Here is a 16,618-nt window from a genome sequence, read left to right on the forward strand (position 1 = left end):
GCAGCTCGTACCTGTTCGTACTCGCGCGCTTCGACAACGCGGCGAGGTGCCGTGCCGGGCGTCGCGGGCCAGGCGGGACTTTGCGGACACCCCCTGGGTCGTGTCCTGTCGGTCGGGCCCGGTCGTCCGGCGTACTCGCGCGTTTCGGCAACGCGGCGAGGTGCCGGGCCGGGCGGGCCGGGTCCGGCCCGATCGGCACGTCGGGCCCCGGCCGGGCCGTCGCCGGAGCCGGTGCGGCGCCGGTGCGGTCCGCCGGCCGACCCGCCGGCGTCCGCGGCTCAGGCCGGGACCGGGCTCCGCAGCGGCCAGGCGCCGTCGATCACCGCGTCCGGGGTGCCCTGGCGGCGCAGGTACGACTGGAAGTCCCGGGCCCACCGCGCGTGCCAGGTGCTCTGCTGCGCGTGCAGGTCGGCCGGGGTGAGCGCGGCCACCTCCGGGTGGCGCTCGGCTATCGCGCGGGCCACCTGGACCGCGGCCAGTGCGTCCGCCCCCGCGTCGTGCGCGTCGTCGAGGGTGACCCCGTACACCCCGCAGACCGCCTCCAGGGTCCGCTTGCCCCGCCGGTAGCGGTCGACCGCCCGGTCGATGGTCAGCGGGTCCACCACCGGCCCGGTCCGCGCCCCGCCCAGCCGGTCGGCCAGCGACGGCAGCCCGTGCCGGGCCAGTTCGGCGCTCAGCAGGGTCAGGTCGAAGGCCGCGTTGTACGCGACGACCACCGCGCCCGCCCGCCAGTGCCCGACCAGTGCCTGCGCGACCTCCTCCGCGACCTCCCGCACCGGGCGGCCCTCTGCGACCGCCCGCTCCGTACTGATCCCGTGGATCGCCGAGGCCCCTTCCGGGATCGGTATCCCCGGGTCCGCGAGCCAGCCGCGCCGCTCGCCCACCGCTCCGCCCCGCACCTCGACCAGGGCCGCCGTCACGATCCGCGACTCCCCCGGCTCCGTGCCGGTCGTCTCCAGGTCGAATCCGATCAGCACACCACCGTGCCAGTCCTCCACCCCGTACCCCTCCCCCGTACACCTTCGGTCAACGGGTTTCAGCCTGCCACGGGGCACTGACAGCCCGGCCGCCGGGTCACGCCGGACGCCGGGCGGGCCCTCTCAGGACACCGGCCGGGAGTCCTCCCACATCGACTCGAATTCCTCCCGGTACGTCGTGAACAGCCCGTGCTCCGCGTCCTTCGGCACTCCGCGCCCGCCGCCCCGCAGGACCAGGACGGGGGACTCCATGCCGCGCGCCCGCCGCAGGTACGACTGGACCACCGCGATGCCCGAGGACTGCCCCTCCACCAGGTAGGCGGTGAACCGCGGGGTCTCGTCGAAGACGTGGATCTCGAAGCGGGACGGGTCCCGCAGCCCGGCCCGGACCCGGCGCACGTGCAGGATGTTCATCTCCACCGAGCGGCTCAGCTCGCCCTTGCGCAGTCCCAGTTCCCGCTCGCGCCGCTTGACCGCGCTGCTCGCCGGGTTCAGGAACAGCAGCCGCACCCGGCAGCCTGCCTCCGTGAGCCGGACGAGTCTTCGGCCCGAGAAGTTCTGGACCAGCAGGTTGAGCCCTATGCCGATGGCGTCGAGCCGCCGCGCGCCCCCGAAGAGGTCCTCGGCCGGAAGCTGGCGCTGCAGGCGCACCCGGTCCGGGTGGACCGAGATGACGTCCGCGTACCGGTCACCCACCAGGTCCTCGACGGCGTCGATCGGCAGCCGCTCCGCCGAGGGGCTGCCGGAGACCCCGCCCAGCACCTCCAGCAGCCGCGCCGAGGCCCGTTCCGCCTGTTCCAGCACGGGCCGGGACAGCGCCCGGTTGCGGGAGACGACGTTGCGGGTGACCTCGAGCTCGTCCAGGGCGAGCTCGATCTCGCGCCGATCGTCGAAGTACGGCTCGAAGCACGGCCAGTGCTGGACCATCAGTTCCCGCAGCTGGGGCAGGGTCAGGAAGCTCAGCACGTTGTCGTCGGCCGAGTCGAGCAGGTAGCCCTTGCGCCGGCTGACCTCGCGCACGGCGACGGCCCGCTGCACCCATTCCTGCCCGGCGGGCCCGGCGGCGGCGACGACCCAGTCGTCCGTGCCGTGCACCGGTTCGTAGATCGGCCGGAGCACCGCCCCGACCACCGCGCGCAGCCGCTGCTCGATGAGATTCAGCCAGATGTACGCACGGCCGGCCCGCTGCGCCCGGGTGCGGACCTCGCTCCAGGCCTCCGCGCCCCAGTCGAGCTCGACGCCGGCCCCCGCGCTCCCGGCCGCCGCCGGCCCGCCCGCCAGGGAGACCGCCCCGGCCGGGATCCCCGCGGATGTCCCCCCGGGGGCACCCCCTGGGGCGTCCGCCGGGCCACCCTCGTGACTGCTGTCACCAGGGGGCAGCTCCAGACCTCCCGAGCTCACCCGTGCACCGCCTTCTGCGTCTGGACGCCCGTCTCCAGTGATCACGGAAGGGTACTCCGCGCGCGCGGCCCGGTGCAGCCAGACGGCCCGTACGGAGACCGCCCGTTGACCCATTATCCGATCCGCACACAGTCCGCTGACCCGCATATCAGCTCTGCCGGTCACCCGGTAGGACCCCTCCCAAGTCCGCGCGTGGGGACCCTCTTTCGGGGAAGATCTGGCAGGGACGTGGTCCATGCCGGGACAGCCGGGACACCTTCGGGCAATCAGGGAAGAGTCGCTATCTATGCAGGTCTGGCCGGGACAGGCGTATCCACTGGGTGCCACTTACGACGGCGCCGGCACCAACTTCGCGGTGTACTCGGAGGCCGCACGGCGCATCGAGCTGTGCCTCCTCCACGACGACGGGTCGGAGTCCGCCGTGGAACTGCGGGAGACGGACGCCTTCGTCCGTCACGCGTACCTGCCCGGCGTGATGCCGGGCCAGCGCTACGGCTTCCGGGTCCACGGGCCGTACGAGCCCGAGCGCGGTCGGCGCTGCAACGCGGCGAAGCTGCTGCTGGACCCGTACGCGCGGGCCATCAGCGGCCGGGTCAGCTGGAACGAGGCGGTGTACGGCTACCACTTCGGCCGGCCGGACTCCCGCAACGACCTGGACTCGGCCCCGCACACCATGAGCTCGGTCGTGGTGAATCCGTACTTCGACTGGGCCAATGACCGGCCGCCGCGCCACGAGTACCACCACACGGTGCTGTACGAGGCCCACGTCAAGGGTCTGACCATGCATCATCCGGACCTGCCCGAGGAGCTGCGGGGCACCTACGGGGCGCTCGCGCACCCGGCGGTCATCGGCCACCTCGCCAAGCTCGGGGTGACGGCGCTGGAGCTGATGCCGGTGCACCAGTTCGTCAACGACCACCGGCTGGTCAACGACGGGCTGAGCAACTACTGGGGCTACAACACCATCGGCTTCTTCGCCCCGCACAACGGCTACGCCTCGGGCGACCGCGGCCAGCAGGTGCTGGAGTTCAAGTCGGCGGTCCGGGCCCTGCACGAGGCCGGCATCGAGGTGATCCTCGACGTGGTCTACAACCACACCGCCGAGGGGAACCACCTGGGCCCGACGCTGTCCTTCCGCGGGCTGGACAACGCTTCGTACTACCGGCTGGCGGACGATCCGCGCCACTACATGGACACCACGGGCACCGGCAACTCGCTGCTGATGCGCTCCCCGCACGTGCTCCAGCTGATCATGGACTCGCTGCGCTACTGGGTCACCGAGATGCACGTGGACGGCTTCCGCTTCGACCTGGCGGCGACGCTGGCCCGCCAGTTCCACGAGGTGGACCGGCTGTCCTCGTTCTTCGACCTGGTCCAGCAGGATCCGGTGGTCAGCCAGGTGAAGCTGATCGCGGAGCCCTGGGACCTGGGCGAGGGCGGCTACCAGGTGGGCAACTTCCCGCCGCTGTGGACCGAGTGGAACGGCAAGTACCGGGACACCGTACGGGACCTGTGGCGCGGGCAGCCGCGCACCCTGGCGGAGTTCGCGGGGCGGCTGACCGGCTCCTCCGACCTCTACCAGGACGACGGGCGCCGCCCGCTGGCGTCGATCAACTTCACCACCTGCCACGACGGCTTCACCCTCAACGACCTGGTGTCGTACGACGAGAAACACAACGAGGCCAACCGGGAGGGGAACCGGGACGGCGAGACCCACAACCGCTCCTGGAACTGCGGGGTGGAGGGCCCCACCGAGGATCCGGCCGTCCTGGAGCTGCGCGAACGCCAGATGCGCAACTTCACGGCCACCCTGATGCTGTCGCAGGGGGTGCCGATGCTCAGCCACGGCGACGAGTTCGGCCGCACCCAGCAGGGCAACAACAACGCGTACTGCCAGGACAACGAGCTGTCGTGGGTGCGCTGGCCGGAGCCGGGCAAACCGGCGCCGTCCCTGCTGGAGTTCACCCGGCGGATGGTGTGGCTGCGCCGCGACCACCCGGTCTTCCGGCGGCGCCGGTTCTTCCACGGACGGCCCGTGGAGGGCACCCACGACGAGCTCTCCGACATCGCCTGGTTCACCCCGCACGGGGAGGAGATGCGGGCGCGCGACTGGCAGGCGCAGCACGCGCGGGCGCTGACGGTCTTCCTCAACGGGGAGGCGATCTCCGAACCGGGCACCCGCGGGGAGCGGATCACCGACGACTCGTTCCTGCTGATGTTCAACGCGGGTGCGGATCCTCAGGACTTCACCGTTCCGGCGGGCCACGGCGCACAGTGGCGGCTGGTGGTGGACACGGCGCGGGCGGAGGTACTGCCACCCGGCACCGGGCCGCAGTATGCGGCCGGGGACCGGGTGGCGCTGACGGGACGGTGCCTGGTGGTGCTTCAGCGTCCGGCGTAGGCGGCGCCGCTCTCCCCGGGCACCGCGGAGCCGGTCCGCGGGCCCGGGATGCTCACCTTGGCGGTGTGCGTGCGGGCGGCGGGCACCTTGGTGACGAGGGCGAGGACGAGGCAGAGCGCGGCCGCCCCGACGGCCACGGCGAAGGCTCCGGCGGGACCGTACGCCTCGGCGAGGCGCCCGCAGACGACCAGCGCCGTGGCCTGCCCGGCCACCAGGCAGCTGGCGGCGAAGGCCATCGAGGTGGAGAGCCGGGCCGGTTCCACGGCCCGCTCGGTGAGCGCGAACGCGGTGATCAGGTGGGGTGCGTAGGCGGCGCCGAGCACGGTGACGACGGCGTACAGCGGCCACAGGCCGTCCGTGAACAGCAGCGGCACCGAGAACAGCAGGGCCGCTCCGGTCGCCACCCGCCAGCGCAGCCGCAGCCCGAAGCGGGCCGGCAGCGCGCCGAGCGAGATGCCGACGACGGCGCTGACGACGCCCATGGCGGAGTAGACGACGGCGGCCTGGTCCGGGACTCCGAGCCGGATGGTGAGCGCGGTGATGCCCGCCTGGCAGGCGCCGAACATCGCGCCCTGGAGGGCGAGGGAGCCGCGTACGGCGTGGACCACGACGGGCGGCCGGGCCCGGTCTCCCGTGGCCCGTTCCCGGGCGGGGGACCCTGCCGTGACGGTGGCGGTCGGGTGCAGCGCGTAGACGGTGCCGAAGACGGCGACGAGGCCGGCCGCGGCGGCGAGGGCGACGGCCGGGTGCGCGAGGAGCGCGGCGAGTCCGACGAGGGCGGGTCCGAAGACGAAGGAGACCTCGTCCAGGGTGCCTTCGAGCGCGTGCACGGCGCCGACGACGCTCTCGTCGGACTTGGCCCGGCGGGCCAGGGCAACGGACCGGGTGCGGGCGAGCGGTCCGATCAGCGGTACGGAGGCGCCGGTGAGGGCGCCGATCGCGGCGAGCGGGACGGTGGCCAGGTGCGTGAGCGCCCCGGCGACCAGGGCGGCGGCGGCCACGGCGTTGACCGCGGCCGCGGCCAGTACGACGGGGCGCTGCCCGTGCCGGTCCGAGAGCCAGCCGAGGACGGGTCCGAAGAGGACCTGTCCGACGGAGAGCGCGCCGCCGACGACACCCGCGGTGGCGAGGGAGCCGCTGGTCTGGGCGACCAGCAGGAAGCTGCCGAACTGGGACATCGCGACGGGCAGTCGGGCGAGGAAAGAGACGAGCGGAAGTAGGGGCCCGGTCAGGGCGATGACTCTTCGATAGGTGTTGACGGTTCCAACCACTCGATCAACACTAACCCGGCGCAGTCACTCGGATGCATTGGGTAATGGCACGGAATCCGGCAGGTTGGGTACGTACGTTCTCATGAGCCAGCCGCACGCGACCCCCGAATCGGAATCTGACGTTCCGACACCTGTCACTCCGACGTCGACCTACCGTCTCCAGCTGCGCCCGGAGTTCCCCTTCGCGGCGGCCGAAGCAGCCGTACCGTACATCGCCTCGCTCGGCGTGTCGCACCTGCACCTCTCCCCCGTGCTGGAGGCGGTGCCCGGCTCGACGCACGGCTACGACGTCACCGACCACTCCCGCGTACGGGACGAGCTCGGGGGCGAGCCGGGCCTGCGGGCCCTGGCCGGGACGGCCCGGGCGCACGGCCTCGGCCTGGTCCTCGACATCGTGCCCAACCACATGGCGGTACCGACCCCGCTCCGGCTGAACCGGCCGCTGTGGGAGGTGCTGCGGGACGGCCCCGGCTCGCCGTACGCCCGCTGGTTCGACATCGACTGGGAGGCGGGCGGCGGGCAGGTGCTGCTGCCGGTGCTCGCCGGGCCGGTGGAGGAGTGCGAGCTGCGGGCCGACGGCGGGGTGCTGCACTACGGGGAGCAGCAGTTCCCGCTGCGGGAGGGGACCTCGGGGCTGGCGCTGCCCGAGCTGCTGGCCGCGCAGTGGTACCGGCCGGCCTGGTGGCGCGAGGCCCGGACCTCGCTCAACTACCGCCGGTTCTTCACCATTTCGGAACTGATCGGGGTCCGGGTGGAGGACCCGGAGGTGTTCACGGCCACCCATGCCAAGGTGCTGGAGCTGGTCCGGGACGGGGTCGCGGAAGGGCTGCGGATCGACCACGTGGACGGCCTGGCGGACCCGGAGGAGTACCTGCGGCGGCTGCGGGCGGCGGCGGGCGACGGCTGCTGGGTGGTGGTCGAGAAGATCCTGGCCCGCGAGGAGCGGCTGCCGGCCGGCTGGCCGGTGGCGGGCACCACCGGCTACGACGCCCTGCACCGGGTGGACGGGGTGTTCACCGACCCGGAGGGAGCCGCGGAGCTCGCGGCCCGGTACGGGAGGACCACCGGGCTGCCGCGGTGGCAGGAGGCGGCCCGCGCCTGCGCCCGGGAGGTGCTGACCGGCGACCTGGCCGCCGAACTGGGGGCGCTGGAACGCCTGGCCGGACCGGAACTGGCGCAGGCCGTACGCGAGTTGCTGATCGCCTTTCCGGTCTACCGGCCGTATCCGGGCGAGGTGGACCTGCCGCCGCGGGCGCGGGAGCAGGCGGCCGCGGTGGCTGGTCCGGCCGCGGTGGCCGCCGTACGGGAGCTGCTGCTGCGGGACCCGGCCTTCGCCGCCCGCTTCGCCCAGACCTCGGCGGCCCTGCGCGCCAAGTCCCTGGAGGACCGGGCCTTCTACCGGTACGCGCCGCTGCTGTCGGCCACCGAGGTCGGCGGGGAGCCGGGGCGGCCGGCGGTGTCGGCCGCGGAGTTCCACGCGTACTGCGCCGCCCTGGAGCGGGAGTGGCCGGCGGCCGGGACCGTGCTGTCCACGCACGACACCAAGCGCAGCGCGGACGTCCGGGCCCGGATCGCGGCGCTGTCCCAGGCTCCGGAGCTGATGGGCAGCCCCGCCGGGCCCGACCCGCAGCTGGCCTGGGTGGCCCGGCAGACCGCACTCGGCCTCGGCCCGGCGCCCGAGGCCGGGCCCCGCCTGGCCGGCGCGCTGCTCAAGGCGGTCCGCGAGGCGGCCCTGTACACCAGCTGGACCGAACCGGACGAGGAGTACGAGGCGGGTGTGGCCGGGTACGTCCGGGCCCCCCTCGACCTCCCGCCGGAGCTGGCCGGGGCGGCGCACGCCAACCTCCTCGGCATGACCCTGCTGCACCTGGCGATGCCGGGGGTGCCGGAGGTCTACCAGGGCGCGGAGACGGAGTACCGGGCCCTGGTGGACCCCGACAACCGGCGTCCGGCCCACTTCCCCCGCGGGGCACTGGCCCGGCTGGACACGGGGGCCGGCCCGCAGGACCCCGCCGAGGAGAAGCTGGGCCTCACGGCCACCCTGCTGCGGCTGCGGCGGGACCGGCCGGAGCTCTTCCGGGGCTACGCGCCGGTCCTTGCGCAGGGCCCGGCCGCCGACCACCTGGTGGCCTTCACCCGGGGCCCCGGGCTGCTGGTGGCGGCCACCCGGCTGTCCCACCGGCTGGCCGCGTCGGGCGGCTGGCGGGACACCGTCCTGCACCTCCCGCCCGGCAGCTGGACCCCTCTCACCCCGCCATCGGCGAACTCCCCCGTCCCGTGCAGCGGTTCGCGCGCGGTGTCCACCCTGCTGGACGGCCGTCCGGTGGGCATCTGGCTGCGCCGGTGACGCCCTGCGCGCTCAGTCCGCCGGAGCGTTCGCGCCCGGACTGCGCGCAGGTCCGGCGCCGATCAGTTCCGCGAAGGCGGCCGCGGCGCCGGTCAGCGGGACCCGGGAGAAGACCGCGAGGGAGCGGTGCCACGGCGGGTCGAGGGAGAGCAGGACGCAGTCCTCGCCGACGGCGCCGCGGACCATGTGGGCCGGGGCCATGACGATGCCCACCCCGGCGGCCGCCATCCGTACGGCCGTCGAGGTGTGCTCCGTACGCAGCACGGTGTGCGGGGTGAAACCGAGCGCACCGCAGGCCCGGTCGAGGACGAGGACGCCGTCGACCAGCGGTTCCATCGCACAGCGGATCCAGTCCCGGTGGGCGAGTTCGCCGAGGCGGACGGCTCCGCGGCCGGCCAGCGGATCGTCGAAGGGGACGACGATGACCAGCTCCTCCCGGCCGACCGGAAGCAGCGGACCCGTCCACCCTGCGGGCTCCGGGCCCACCGCGAGGTCGGCGACGCCCCGTTCCAGCTGTTCCTCCAGGGCCTCGGTGGATCCGTACTCCCGCAGCACCAGGGAGACCCCCGGGTGCAGGGACCGCCAGCGGGCGGCGACCCCCGGGAGGAGGCCGACGGCCAGGGCGTGCACGGTGGCGATGTGCAGTTCGCCGCCGGCCACCCCGGCGGCGGCGCGGGCGGCCCGCTCGGCCTGGTGGGCGCTGCGGACGGCGAGCTGCGCGTGCGGGAGGAAGGCGCGGCCCATGGCAGTGAGCCGGACCCCGCGCGGCATGCGCTCCAGCAGGGCCCCGCCCACGGACCGCTCCAGGGCCTTGACCTGGTGCGACAGGGCCGGCTGCGTGACGTGCAGGCTGTCCGCGGCGCGGGTGAAGGAGGACTCCTCCACGACGGCGAGGAAGTACTCCATCTGGCGCAGGCTCATGACCTCGAAGCATAAAGATCCTGCATGGAGCCGAAAAGATCATTTCCTTGGACGGGGGCGGAACGGGCCCTCCAGGCTGGGCACATGACCAACGACGGCGTGGTGGATGTGATCGTGATCGGCGGCGGCACGGGCGGCTACAGCACCGCCCTGCGCGCCTCGGCCCTGGGCCTGAGCGTCCTGCTCGCGGAACGCGACAAGATCGGCGGGACCTGCCTGCACCGGGGCTGCATCCCCAGCAAGGCCATGCTGCACGCGGCGGAACTCGTCGACGGCATGGCCGAGGCGCGCGAGCGCTGGGGGGTCCGGGCGAGCGTGGAGTCGGTCGACTGGTCGGCGCTGACCGCCACCCGGGACGACATCGTCTCCCGCAACCACAAGGGGGTGGAAGGGCACTTGGAACACGCGGGGGTGCGGGTGGTGCGCAGCGGGGCCCGGTTGACCGGCCCGCGTTCCGTCCGGACCGAGGACGGGCGGCAGTTCACCGCCACCCGGGGGATCGTGCTGGCCACAGGGTCCCGGCCGCGCACCCTGCCCGGCCTGGAGCCCGACGGCCACACGGTGGTGACCAGCGACGACGCGCTGTTCGCGCCCGGGCTGCCGGCGTCCGTGCTGGTGCTGGGCGGCGGGGCGATCGGGGTGGAGTACGCGTCCTTCCACCGTTCCATGGGCGCGGCGGTGACCCTGGTCGAGGCCGCGGACCGGCTGGTTCCGCTGGAGGACGCGGACGTGTCCCGGCATCTGGCACGGGGGCTGAAGAAGCGCGGGATCGACGTGCAGACCGGGGCCCGGCTGGAGGGGGCCGAGCGGCTCGCCTCCGGGGGCGTCCGGGCCACGGTGCGCACCGCGCGCGGGGAGCTGCGGGAGATCGGGGCGCAGCGGCTGCTGGTGGCGGTCGGGCGGGTCCCGGTCACCGACGGACTGGACCTCGCGGCGGCCGGACTGGCCACCGACGAGAGGGGGTTCGTGGCCCCGGCCGGCTGGTCCCGGCTGGAGACGGCCGTCCCGGGGATCCACGTGGTGGGGGACCTGCTGCCGCCGCCGTCGCCCGGGCTGGCGCACGCCTCCTTCGCCGAGGGGCTGCTGGTCGCCGAGTCCCTGGCCGGGGTGGCGAGCGCGCCGGTGGACTACGCGGCGGTGCCGCGGGTGACCTACTCGGCCCCGCAGACCGCCGCCGTCGGGCTGACGGAGGCGCAGGCGCGCGAAGCGGCGTACGACGTGGTGGTGAACACGATGCCGCTGACCGCCGTGGCCAAGGGCATGGTGCACGGGCAGGGCGGCACGGTGAAGGTGGTCGCGGAGCGGGACGGGCGGGTGCTCGGCGTGCACCTGGTCGGTCCGCACGTGTCGGAGATGATCGCGGAGGGCCAGCTGATCGTGGGCTGGGAGGCGGAGCCGGGTGACGTGGCGCGGCACATCCACGCCCACCCGACGCTGTCGGAGGCGGTCGGGGAGGCCTTCCTCGGCCTGGCGGGCCGCGGACTGCACCAGCAGTAACCGCGTTGGCCAGGGGTTTTTCCCGAAATTCGGGGAACTGAGGGGCCCGCGGAGCAGTAGGCGGCGGGCCCTGCGGGCATGGCATCCCTTGTGACTCTCCTCCGTGACATGTGCTACCCCACACCGCAGGAACTCGGGCTCGCCGCCCGCGCTCTGGCGGACGAACACCCCCGCGAGGTCCGGCTCCGCCAGGCAGGCACCTCCCGGGCCGGACAGCCCCTCTGGGTGCTGTCCGTGGCCGCGACCGGCGGCGCCCCGCTCGGGACCGATCGCAACGTCCTCGTCGTCGCCGGGGCGCACGCCAACGAGCCCGTCGGCGGCGCCACCGCCCTCTCGCTCGCCCGGCGCCTCCTCGACGACCCGGCGCCCCGGGCCGGCTGCGGCTGGCACTTCCTGCTCTGCGCCGACCCGGACGGCGCGAACCTGCACCGCACGCCCCGCCCGTACTCGCTCCTGGAGTACCACCGGAACTTCTTCCGGCCGCCCGGCCCCGAACAGCCCGAGTGGGCGCCGTCCTTGCTGCCCGCGGACCGGCTGCCGCCCGAGACCCTGGCCCTGACCGCGCTCATCGACGAACTGCGGCCCGTCCTGCAGGTGTCCCTGCACGCGACCGATCTCGGCGGCTCCTGGGTCCAGCTCACCAGGGACATACCCGGCCTCGCCGAGCCGTTCGCCAAATCGGCCGCCGAGCTGCGCATCCCGGTGGAGAACGGGGCCTCGGACGCGGCCGGCTGGCCCTCCCCCGGGCCCGGGATCTTCGTCATCCCGCAGCCGGGCAGCGAGGCTGCGGGGGCCTTCCACCCGGAGGACACCCGGCTCAGCACCTGGTACCACGCCCACCGCTACGCCGGTACGACCGCCATCGTCGAAGTCCCCATGTGGGCCTCCGACCTGGTGGACGATCCGGCTCCGCATCCGGACCCGCGCGGCGCCCTGCGGATGCTGGCCGAGCGGCTCACCACGGACGCCGCGCTCGTCGCCGCGGTCCGGCGCGATGCCGCGGTGCGGGCGGATCCGCCGCCTTACGAGGACCCGGCCGCGGCGCCCCTGCTGCGCGCGGTGGACTGGACGCTGGCGCTGATCCCCCGGATCGCCGCCGAGTGGACCGCCGGGGCCCCCGAGGAGGCCACGGCGGCGTACATCGCCAGCATCGACGCCTTCGGGCGCCGGCTGTCGCTGCGCGCCGCCGCGATGCTGCTCCGGGTGCTGCGCGCCCAGGGGCATCCGGCGGCGCCCGGGCTGGACCGGCTGGTCACCGGGTGGTGCGAGGACTTCGCGGCCCGCTTCGGGGCCCGCTGGGTCCCGGTGGCCACCCAGGTGGAACACCAGTCCCGGACCGTCCTGGCGGCGTACGAGCGCCTCGTCGCGGCCGACCGGCAGGGCGCCCCCTGAGGGCGCCCCCTAAAGGCTCCGGGTCCCGTCCTGGGCGGCGTGGACGGGTCCCACGGGCAGGGCGTACCGGCGCTTCGGCGACCCGGTGGCCCCGAGCCGGTCGTAGAAGCGGATCGCGCCCTCGTTCCAGTCCGGGGTCTGCCACTGGACCTGGTCGAGGCCGAGCTCGCGGGCCAGGGCGCGCACACCGTCCATCAGGGCGGCGCCGAGGCCGTGGCCGCGGGCCTCCTGCGCCAGGTAGAGGCAGTCCATGTGCAGGTGGTTCCGGGCGTCCCAGAAGGCGAACTCGGCCGAGCAGGCGGCATATCCGGCGACCCTGCCGTCCGGGGTCTCGGCGAGCAGCACCCACAGCCGGGCGTCCTCGGCGAACAGCTGCGGGCCGAGCCGCTCGGCGAGGTCCGGCGGGCGCGGCGCCGACCTCTCGTACGCGACGTGTTCGTGGACGAGTTCGACCAGGCGGGGCAGGTCCCCGACCCGGGCGCGGCGAATGACGGGCATGTGTTCCATGTCCGCCATCCTGCGCGCCGGCCCGCGGCGGCGGACCGGCGGGGCGCCCCCGGGGACCGGACCGCCTCAGCCCGCCGAGAGGCGGAAGGTCATGTTCCCGAAGCTGACCTGGTCCCCGTCCCGGACCACCGCGGAGCCGGTCACCCGGCGCCCGTTGACCGTGGTCCCGTTGGTGGAGCCGAGGTCCTTGAGCACCCACGTGCCGCTCTGCAGGCTGAGTTCGGCGTGTGCCCGGGAGACGGTCTCGTGGCTGAGCCGCAGCCCGTTGCCGGGGTCGCGGCCGATCCGCAGGGCCGAGGCGCTCGGGTGCGGCAGCAGCAGCTTGGGCAGCCGCTCCGCGGTCCAGGCGCGCCGGACCCCGACGGACACGGCGGAGACCCGGCCGACCCAGCCGAACAGCCGACGGGTCCAGGGGCTTTCGACCGCCTCCCGGGTCTGGAGGTCGGCCGTGAGCACGGCGAGGTCCTCGGAGCGGCGGGCGACGAGGGCCAGTTCCATCCGGCGCAGGAAGGTGTCGTGGGACAGCTTGCCGAGGGCGGCACCCTCCCTGAGCTGGCCCAGCGCCCGGTCGCGCTCGGCGTCGGACAGCCGCGGCGCGGGGAAGGCGGGAATCTCAAAACTGGACGTCACAGGGTGATTGTCGGCCCGTCGGGGCCGGAGTGTCCAGAACTCCCCCGCCACGCCCGGAATGATGGGCACGATACGCATGCTGGGCACCGCCACCGAGGAGGGGACCGTCCGTGCAGTTCGAGGTGTGGGCACCGCTGGCAGGTCACGTCGCCATGCTGCTCGACGGGGCGCCGTACGACATGGCGCGCGATCCGGAGCGGGAGGGCTGGTGGACCGCGCAGGCCCCGGCCTCGGACGGGAGCCGCTACGGATTCCTGCTCGACGGCGAGGGCCCCCGGCCGGACCCGCGCGGGCGACGGCTGCCCGACGGGCCGGACGGACTGTCGGCGGTGGTCGACCTGGAGGCCCTCGCCCCGCGGCCGGCTCCGCCGCGGACCCGGCTCCAGGACGCCGTCCTGTACGAGATGCACATCGGCACCTTCACCCCCGAGGGCACCTTCGACGCCGCGGCCGCCCGGCTCGGGCACCTCACCGCCCTGGGCGTCACGCACGTGGAGCTGATGCCGGTCTGCTCCTTCTCCGGCCGGCACGGCTGGGGGTACGACGGGGTCGCGCCCTGGGCGGTGCACGAGCCGTACGGCGGCCCGGCCGGCCTGGCCCGTTTCACGGCGGCCGCGCACGGGGCCGGGCTGGGCGTGGTGCTGGACGTGGTCCACAACCACCTCGGCCCGTCCGGCAACCACCTGCCCGCCTTCGGCCCGTACTTCACCGACACCCACCACACCCCGTGGGGCTCGGCGGTGAACCTGGACGCGCGCGGCTCCGACGAGGTGCGCGCCTACCTGCTCGGCAGTGCGCTGGCCTGGCTGCGCGACTACGGGATCGACGGGCTGCGGCTCGACGCCGTGCACGCGCTGGCCGACGACCGGGCGCTGACCTTCCTGGAGGAACTGAGCGCGGCCGTCGACGAACTGGCGGCGGACACCGGCCGCCCGCTCTTCCTGATCGCCGAGTCCGACCGGTGCGACCCGCGCACCACCACCCCGCGCGCCGCCGGGGGCCTGGGCCTGCACGCCCAGTGGAACGACGACTTCCACCACGCCCTGCACTGTGCGCTGACCGGCGAATCCCAGGCCTACTACGCCGATTTCGCCGAGGCCCCGCTCGCCGCCCTCGCCAAGACCATGACGCGGGCCTTCTTCCACGACGGGACCTGGTCCTCCTTCCGGGGCCGCACCCACGGCCGCCCGGTGGACCACCGCCGCACCCCGGCCCACCGCTTCCTCGGCTACACCCAGACCCACGACCAGATCGGGAACCGGGCGCTCGGCGACCGGCTCTCCGCCTCGCTCTCCCCCGGGCTGCTGGCGTGCGCCGCGACCGTGGCCCTGACCGGGCCGTTCGTGCCGATGCTCTTCATGGGCGAGGAGTGGGGGGCCAGGACGCCCTGGCAGTACTTCACGGACCACCCGGACCCGGCGCTCGCCGAGGCGGTGCGCTCCGGCCGCCGCCGGGAGTTCGCGGCGCACGGCTGGAAGGCCGAGGAGATCCCGGACCCGCAGGACCCGGCCACCCGGGACCGCTCCTGCCTGGACTGGACGGAGCCCGAACAGGCCGTCCACGCCCGCCTGCTGGACTGGTACCGCACCCTCGTCGCGCTCCGCCGCACCCATCCGGACCTGCGCGACCCGGACCTGGCGGCGGTCCGGGTCGCCCATGACGAGGAGCGCCGCTGGCTCACCTTCCGGCGGGGCGACGTACGGGTGGCCGTGAACCTCTCCCCGGAGCCGGTGACGATCGCGCTGGGCCGCAACGGGGTGCGGGTGCTGGCCTCCTGGGAGCCGGTCGAACACCCGGGCCCGGACGGGCGGATCCACCTGCCGGGCGAATCCGTGGCCGTCCTCGCCCCGTGAGGTTCACTCCACGACGGCCAGCTCGCGCGGGGCGTTGTTGAGGCGGCGCGCACCGTCCTCGGTGACGGTCACGATGTCCTCGATGCGGACGCCGAACCGCCCCGGGAGATAGACGCCCGGCTCCACGGAGAAGCACATGCCGGGGACCATCGGCTGCTCCTCGCCCTCGACCATGTAGGGGGGCTCGTGGGTGGTGACGCCGATGCCGTGGCCGGTGCGGTGGATGAAGCGCTCCCCGTAGCCGAACTCGGTGATCACGGCGCGCGCGGCCCGGTCCACCTCCTGGCAGGAGACCCCCGGCCGGACCGCGGCCACACCGGCCTGCTGGGCCTCGCGGACGATGTCGTGGACCCGCTGCTCCTCGGCGGTGGGCTCGCCGACGTGCACGGTGCGGGAGATGTCGGAGCCGTAGCCGAAGCGCAGGCCGCCGAAGTCGAGGACCACCATGTCGCCGCGGCGGATGACACGGTCGCCGGCCTCGTGGTGCGGGTTGGCCCCGTTCGGGCCGGAGCCGACGACCGTGAAGTCGACCTGGGAGTGGCCGTGCGCGCGCAGCAGGGCGGCCAGGTCCTCGGCGACGTCGGTCTCCCGGCGGTCGGCGAAGGGCAGGTGCAGGATCTGCGCGTAGGCGGCGTCGGCGGCCGCTCCCGCCGCGGCGAGGCGCTCCAGCTCCCGCTCGTCCTTGACCGCCCGGAGCATGGGCAGGCAGTCGGTGAGCGGCGCGTAGGAGGTGTTCGGCAGCTCCTGCTGGAGGCCGAGGAGGTGCAGGGCCCAGGTGTTGTCGCTCACCCCGAAGCGCCCGCGGAAGTCCAGCAGCGGGGCGGTCACCGCGTACGGGTTCTGCCCGTCGGCCCAGTCCCGCAGGGTCAGCGCGGTGGCGCCCGGGGCCTGCTGCGCGTCCGGGGCCTCCAGTCCGGGCACGATCAGCACCGGGTCCTGCCCGGCGGCCAGCACGAGCAGGGTCAGCCGCTCGGTCTCGGCGGTGGGCCGGTAGCCGGTGAGGTGTGTGAGGTCGGGTCCGGGGGCGATCAGCAGCCCGGCCAGTCCCGCGCCGGCGGCGGTCTGGGCGGCGGCGGCCATCCGGGCGGCGTAGTCGTCGGCCGTGAAGGGTGCGGGTTCACGTGTCATACGGGTGATCCTGCCGTGGGCCCCCCGGGCGGGGGCGGTGGCCGCGCCGGTCGGGAACGGTTCCGTACGGGCGCCCCCGGGCCGCCGGCCTGGCCGGAAGCCGGTCCGCCGCCGGATATCGCGTCGCGGGAGCACCCCTCTGATCGGCTATGCTGTGCTTGCACATCGAACGGGCGGTCCGCCGCCCTTCGTGGTGGGTGTAGCTCAGTTGGTAGAGCACCTGGTTGTGGTCCAGGTGGCCGCGGGTTCAAGTCCCGTCACTCACCCTGTCGATCCCGTGGGTACGAGGTTTC

The 16,618-nt window shown here is 74.4% G+C and carries 12 protein-coding genes and 1 tRNA gene; 6 read left to right on the forward strand and 7 right to left on the reverse strand.

What is annotated here, in order from left to right:
• Window positions 1-278: 278 nt before the first annotated feature.
• Both ACWGE1_RS20435 and ACWGE1_RS20440 read right to left on the reverse strand, forming a co-directional pair.
• Window positions 279-998 (reverse strand): exonuclease domain-containing protein, encoded by a 720-nt coding sequence (locus ACWGE1_RS20435; RefSeq protein WP_453421901.1) that lies wholly within the window; start codon window positions 996-998, stop codon window positions 279-281.
• A gap of 102 nt (window positions 999-1,100) precedes the next feature.
• Window positions 1,101-2,378 carry an SAV2148 family HEPN domain-containing protein gene (locus ACWGE1_RS20440; RefSeq protein ID WP_453421902.1) on the reverse strand — a complete coding sequence of 426 codons (1,278 nt, stop codon included), beginning with the start codon at window positions 2,376-2,378 and terminating at the stop codon, window positions 1,101-1,103.
• Between the two features lie 286 nt (window positions 2,379-2,664).
• Between ACWGE1_RS20440 and glgX the strand changes: the two genes are divergently transcribed.
• Window positions 2,665-4,779, forward strand: a complete 2,115-nt coding sequence (glgX, locus tag ACWGE1_RS20445) for a glycogen debranching protein GlgX (protein ID WP_453421903.1) — start codon at window positions 2,665-2,667, stop codon at window positions 4,777-4,779.
• Here glgX and ACWGE1_RS20450 read toward each other — a convergent pair.
• On the reverse strand, window positions 4,764-6,050 hold the full coding sequence (locus ACWGE1_RS20450; RefSeq protein ID WP_453421904.1) for an MFS transporter: 1,287 nt from the start codon (window positions 6,048-6,050) through the stop codon (window positions 4,764-4,766). The genes glgX and ACWGE1_RS20450 overlap by 16 nt on opposite strands.
• 82 nt (window positions 6,051-6,132) lie before the next feature.
• Between ACWGE1_RS20450 and treY the strand changes: the two genes are divergently transcribed.
• Complete coding sequence (gene treY / locus ACWGE1_RS20455) at window positions 6,133-8,397, forward strand: malto-oligosyltrehalose synthase (RefSeq protein ID WP_453421905.1); 2,265 nt, start codon at window positions 6,133-6,135, stop codon at window positions 8,395-8,397.
• A gap of 12 nt (window positions 8,398-8,409) precedes the next feature.
• Here treY and ACWGE1_RS20460 read toward each other — a convergent pair whose 3' ends face one another.
• Entirely contained in the window at window positions 8,410-9,318 is a 909-nt protein-coding gene (locus ACWGE1_RS20460; protein WP_453421906.1) for a LysR family transcriptional regulator, read from the reverse strand.
• A gap of 84 nt (window positions 9,319-9,402) precedes the next feature.
• On the opposite strand from ACWGE1_RS20460, the gene lpdA reads away from it, so the two are divergent.
• On the forward strand, window positions 9,403-10,815 hold the full coding sequence (lpdA, locus tag ACWGE1_RS20465; protein ID WP_453421907.1) for a dihydrolipoyl dehydrogenase: 1,413 nt from the start codon (window positions 9,403-9,405) through the stop codon (window positions 10,813-10,815).
• A gap of 90 nt (window positions 10,816-10,905) precedes the next feature.
• Complete coding sequence (locus ACWGE1_RS20470) at window positions 10,906-12,207, forward strand: M14 family zinc carboxypeptidase (protein WP_453421926.1); 1,302 nt, start codon at window positions 10,906-10,908, stop codon at window positions 12,205-12,207.
• Window positions 12,208-12,216: 9 nt separating this feature from the next.
• On the opposite strand, the gene ACWGE1_RS20475 is transcribed toward ACWGE1_RS20470, so the two are convergent.
• Window positions 12,217-12,714, reverse strand: coding sequence for an N-acetyltransferase family protein (locus ACWGE1_RS20475; protein ID WP_453421908.1), 498 nt, complete (start codon window positions 12,712-12,714; stop codon window positions 12,217-12,219).
• 66 nt (window positions 12,715-12,780) lie between these two features.
• The gene (locus ACWGE1_RS20480; protein WP_453421909.1) at window positions 12,781-13,344 is read right to left on the reverse strand and encodes an FHA domain-containing protein; all 564 of its coding nucleotides are present in this window, start codon (window positions 13,342-13,344) and stop codon (window positions 12,781-12,783) included.
• A 110-nt stretch (window positions 13,345-13,454) separates the two neighbouring features.
• On the opposite strand from ACWGE1_RS20480, the gene treZ reads away from it, so the two are divergent.
• Window positions 13,455-15,197 (forward strand): malto-oligosyltrehalose trehalohydrolase, encoded by a 1,743-nt coding sequence (gene treZ, locus ACWGE1_RS20485; RefSeq protein WP_453421910.1) that lies wholly within the window; start codon window positions 13,455-13,457, stop codon window positions 15,195-15,197.
• Between the two features lie 3 nt (window positions 15,198-15,200).
• Here the strand turns inward: treZ and ACWGE1_RS20490 are convergent, their stop codons facing one another.
• Window positions 15,201-16,325 carry a M24 family metallopeptidase gene (locus tag ACWGE1_RS20490; protein ID WP_453421911.1) on the reverse strand — a complete coding sequence of 375 codons (1,125 nt, stop codon included), beginning with the start codon at window positions 16,323-16,325 and terminating at the stop codon, window positions 15,201-15,203.
• Between the two features lie 193 nt (window positions 16,326-16,518).
• On the opposite strand from ACWGE1_RS20490, the gene ACWGE1_RS20495 reads away from it, so the two are divergent.
• Window positions 16,519-16,591 (forward strand) — tRNA-His (locus ACWGE1_RS20495).
• The last annotated feature ends 27 nt before the right edge of the window (window positions 16,592-16,618 follow it).

The sequence above is a fragment of the Streptomyces sp. NPDC054932 genome (assembly GCF_053610205.1).

Bases quoted from the DNA above. Each gene is read 5' to 3' on its own strand.
- glgX (WP_453421903.1), top strand. From the start codon at position 2,665: ATGCAGGTCTGGCCGGGACAGGCGTATCCACTGGGTGCCACTTACGAC.
- treY (WP_453421905.1), top strand. From the start codon at position 6,133: ATGAGCCAGCCGCACGCGACCCCCGAATCGGAATCTGACGTTCCGACA.
- ACWGE1_RS20460 (WP_453421906.1), bottom strand. From the start codon at position 9,318: ATGAGCCTGCGCCAGATGGAGTACTTCCTCGCCGTCGTGGAGGAGTCC.
- lpdA (WP_453421907.1), top strand. From the start codon at position 9,403: ATGACCAACGACGGCGTGGTGGATGTGATCGTGATCGGCGGCGGCACG.
- ACWGE1_RS20475 (WP_453421908.1), bottom strand. From the start codon at position 12,714: ATGGAACACATGCCCGTCATTCGCCGCGCCCGGGTCGGGGACCTGCCC.
- ACWGE1_RS20490 (WP_453421911.1), bottom strand. From the start codon at position 16,325: ATGACACGTGAACCCGCACCCTTCACGGCCGACGACTACGCCGCCCGG.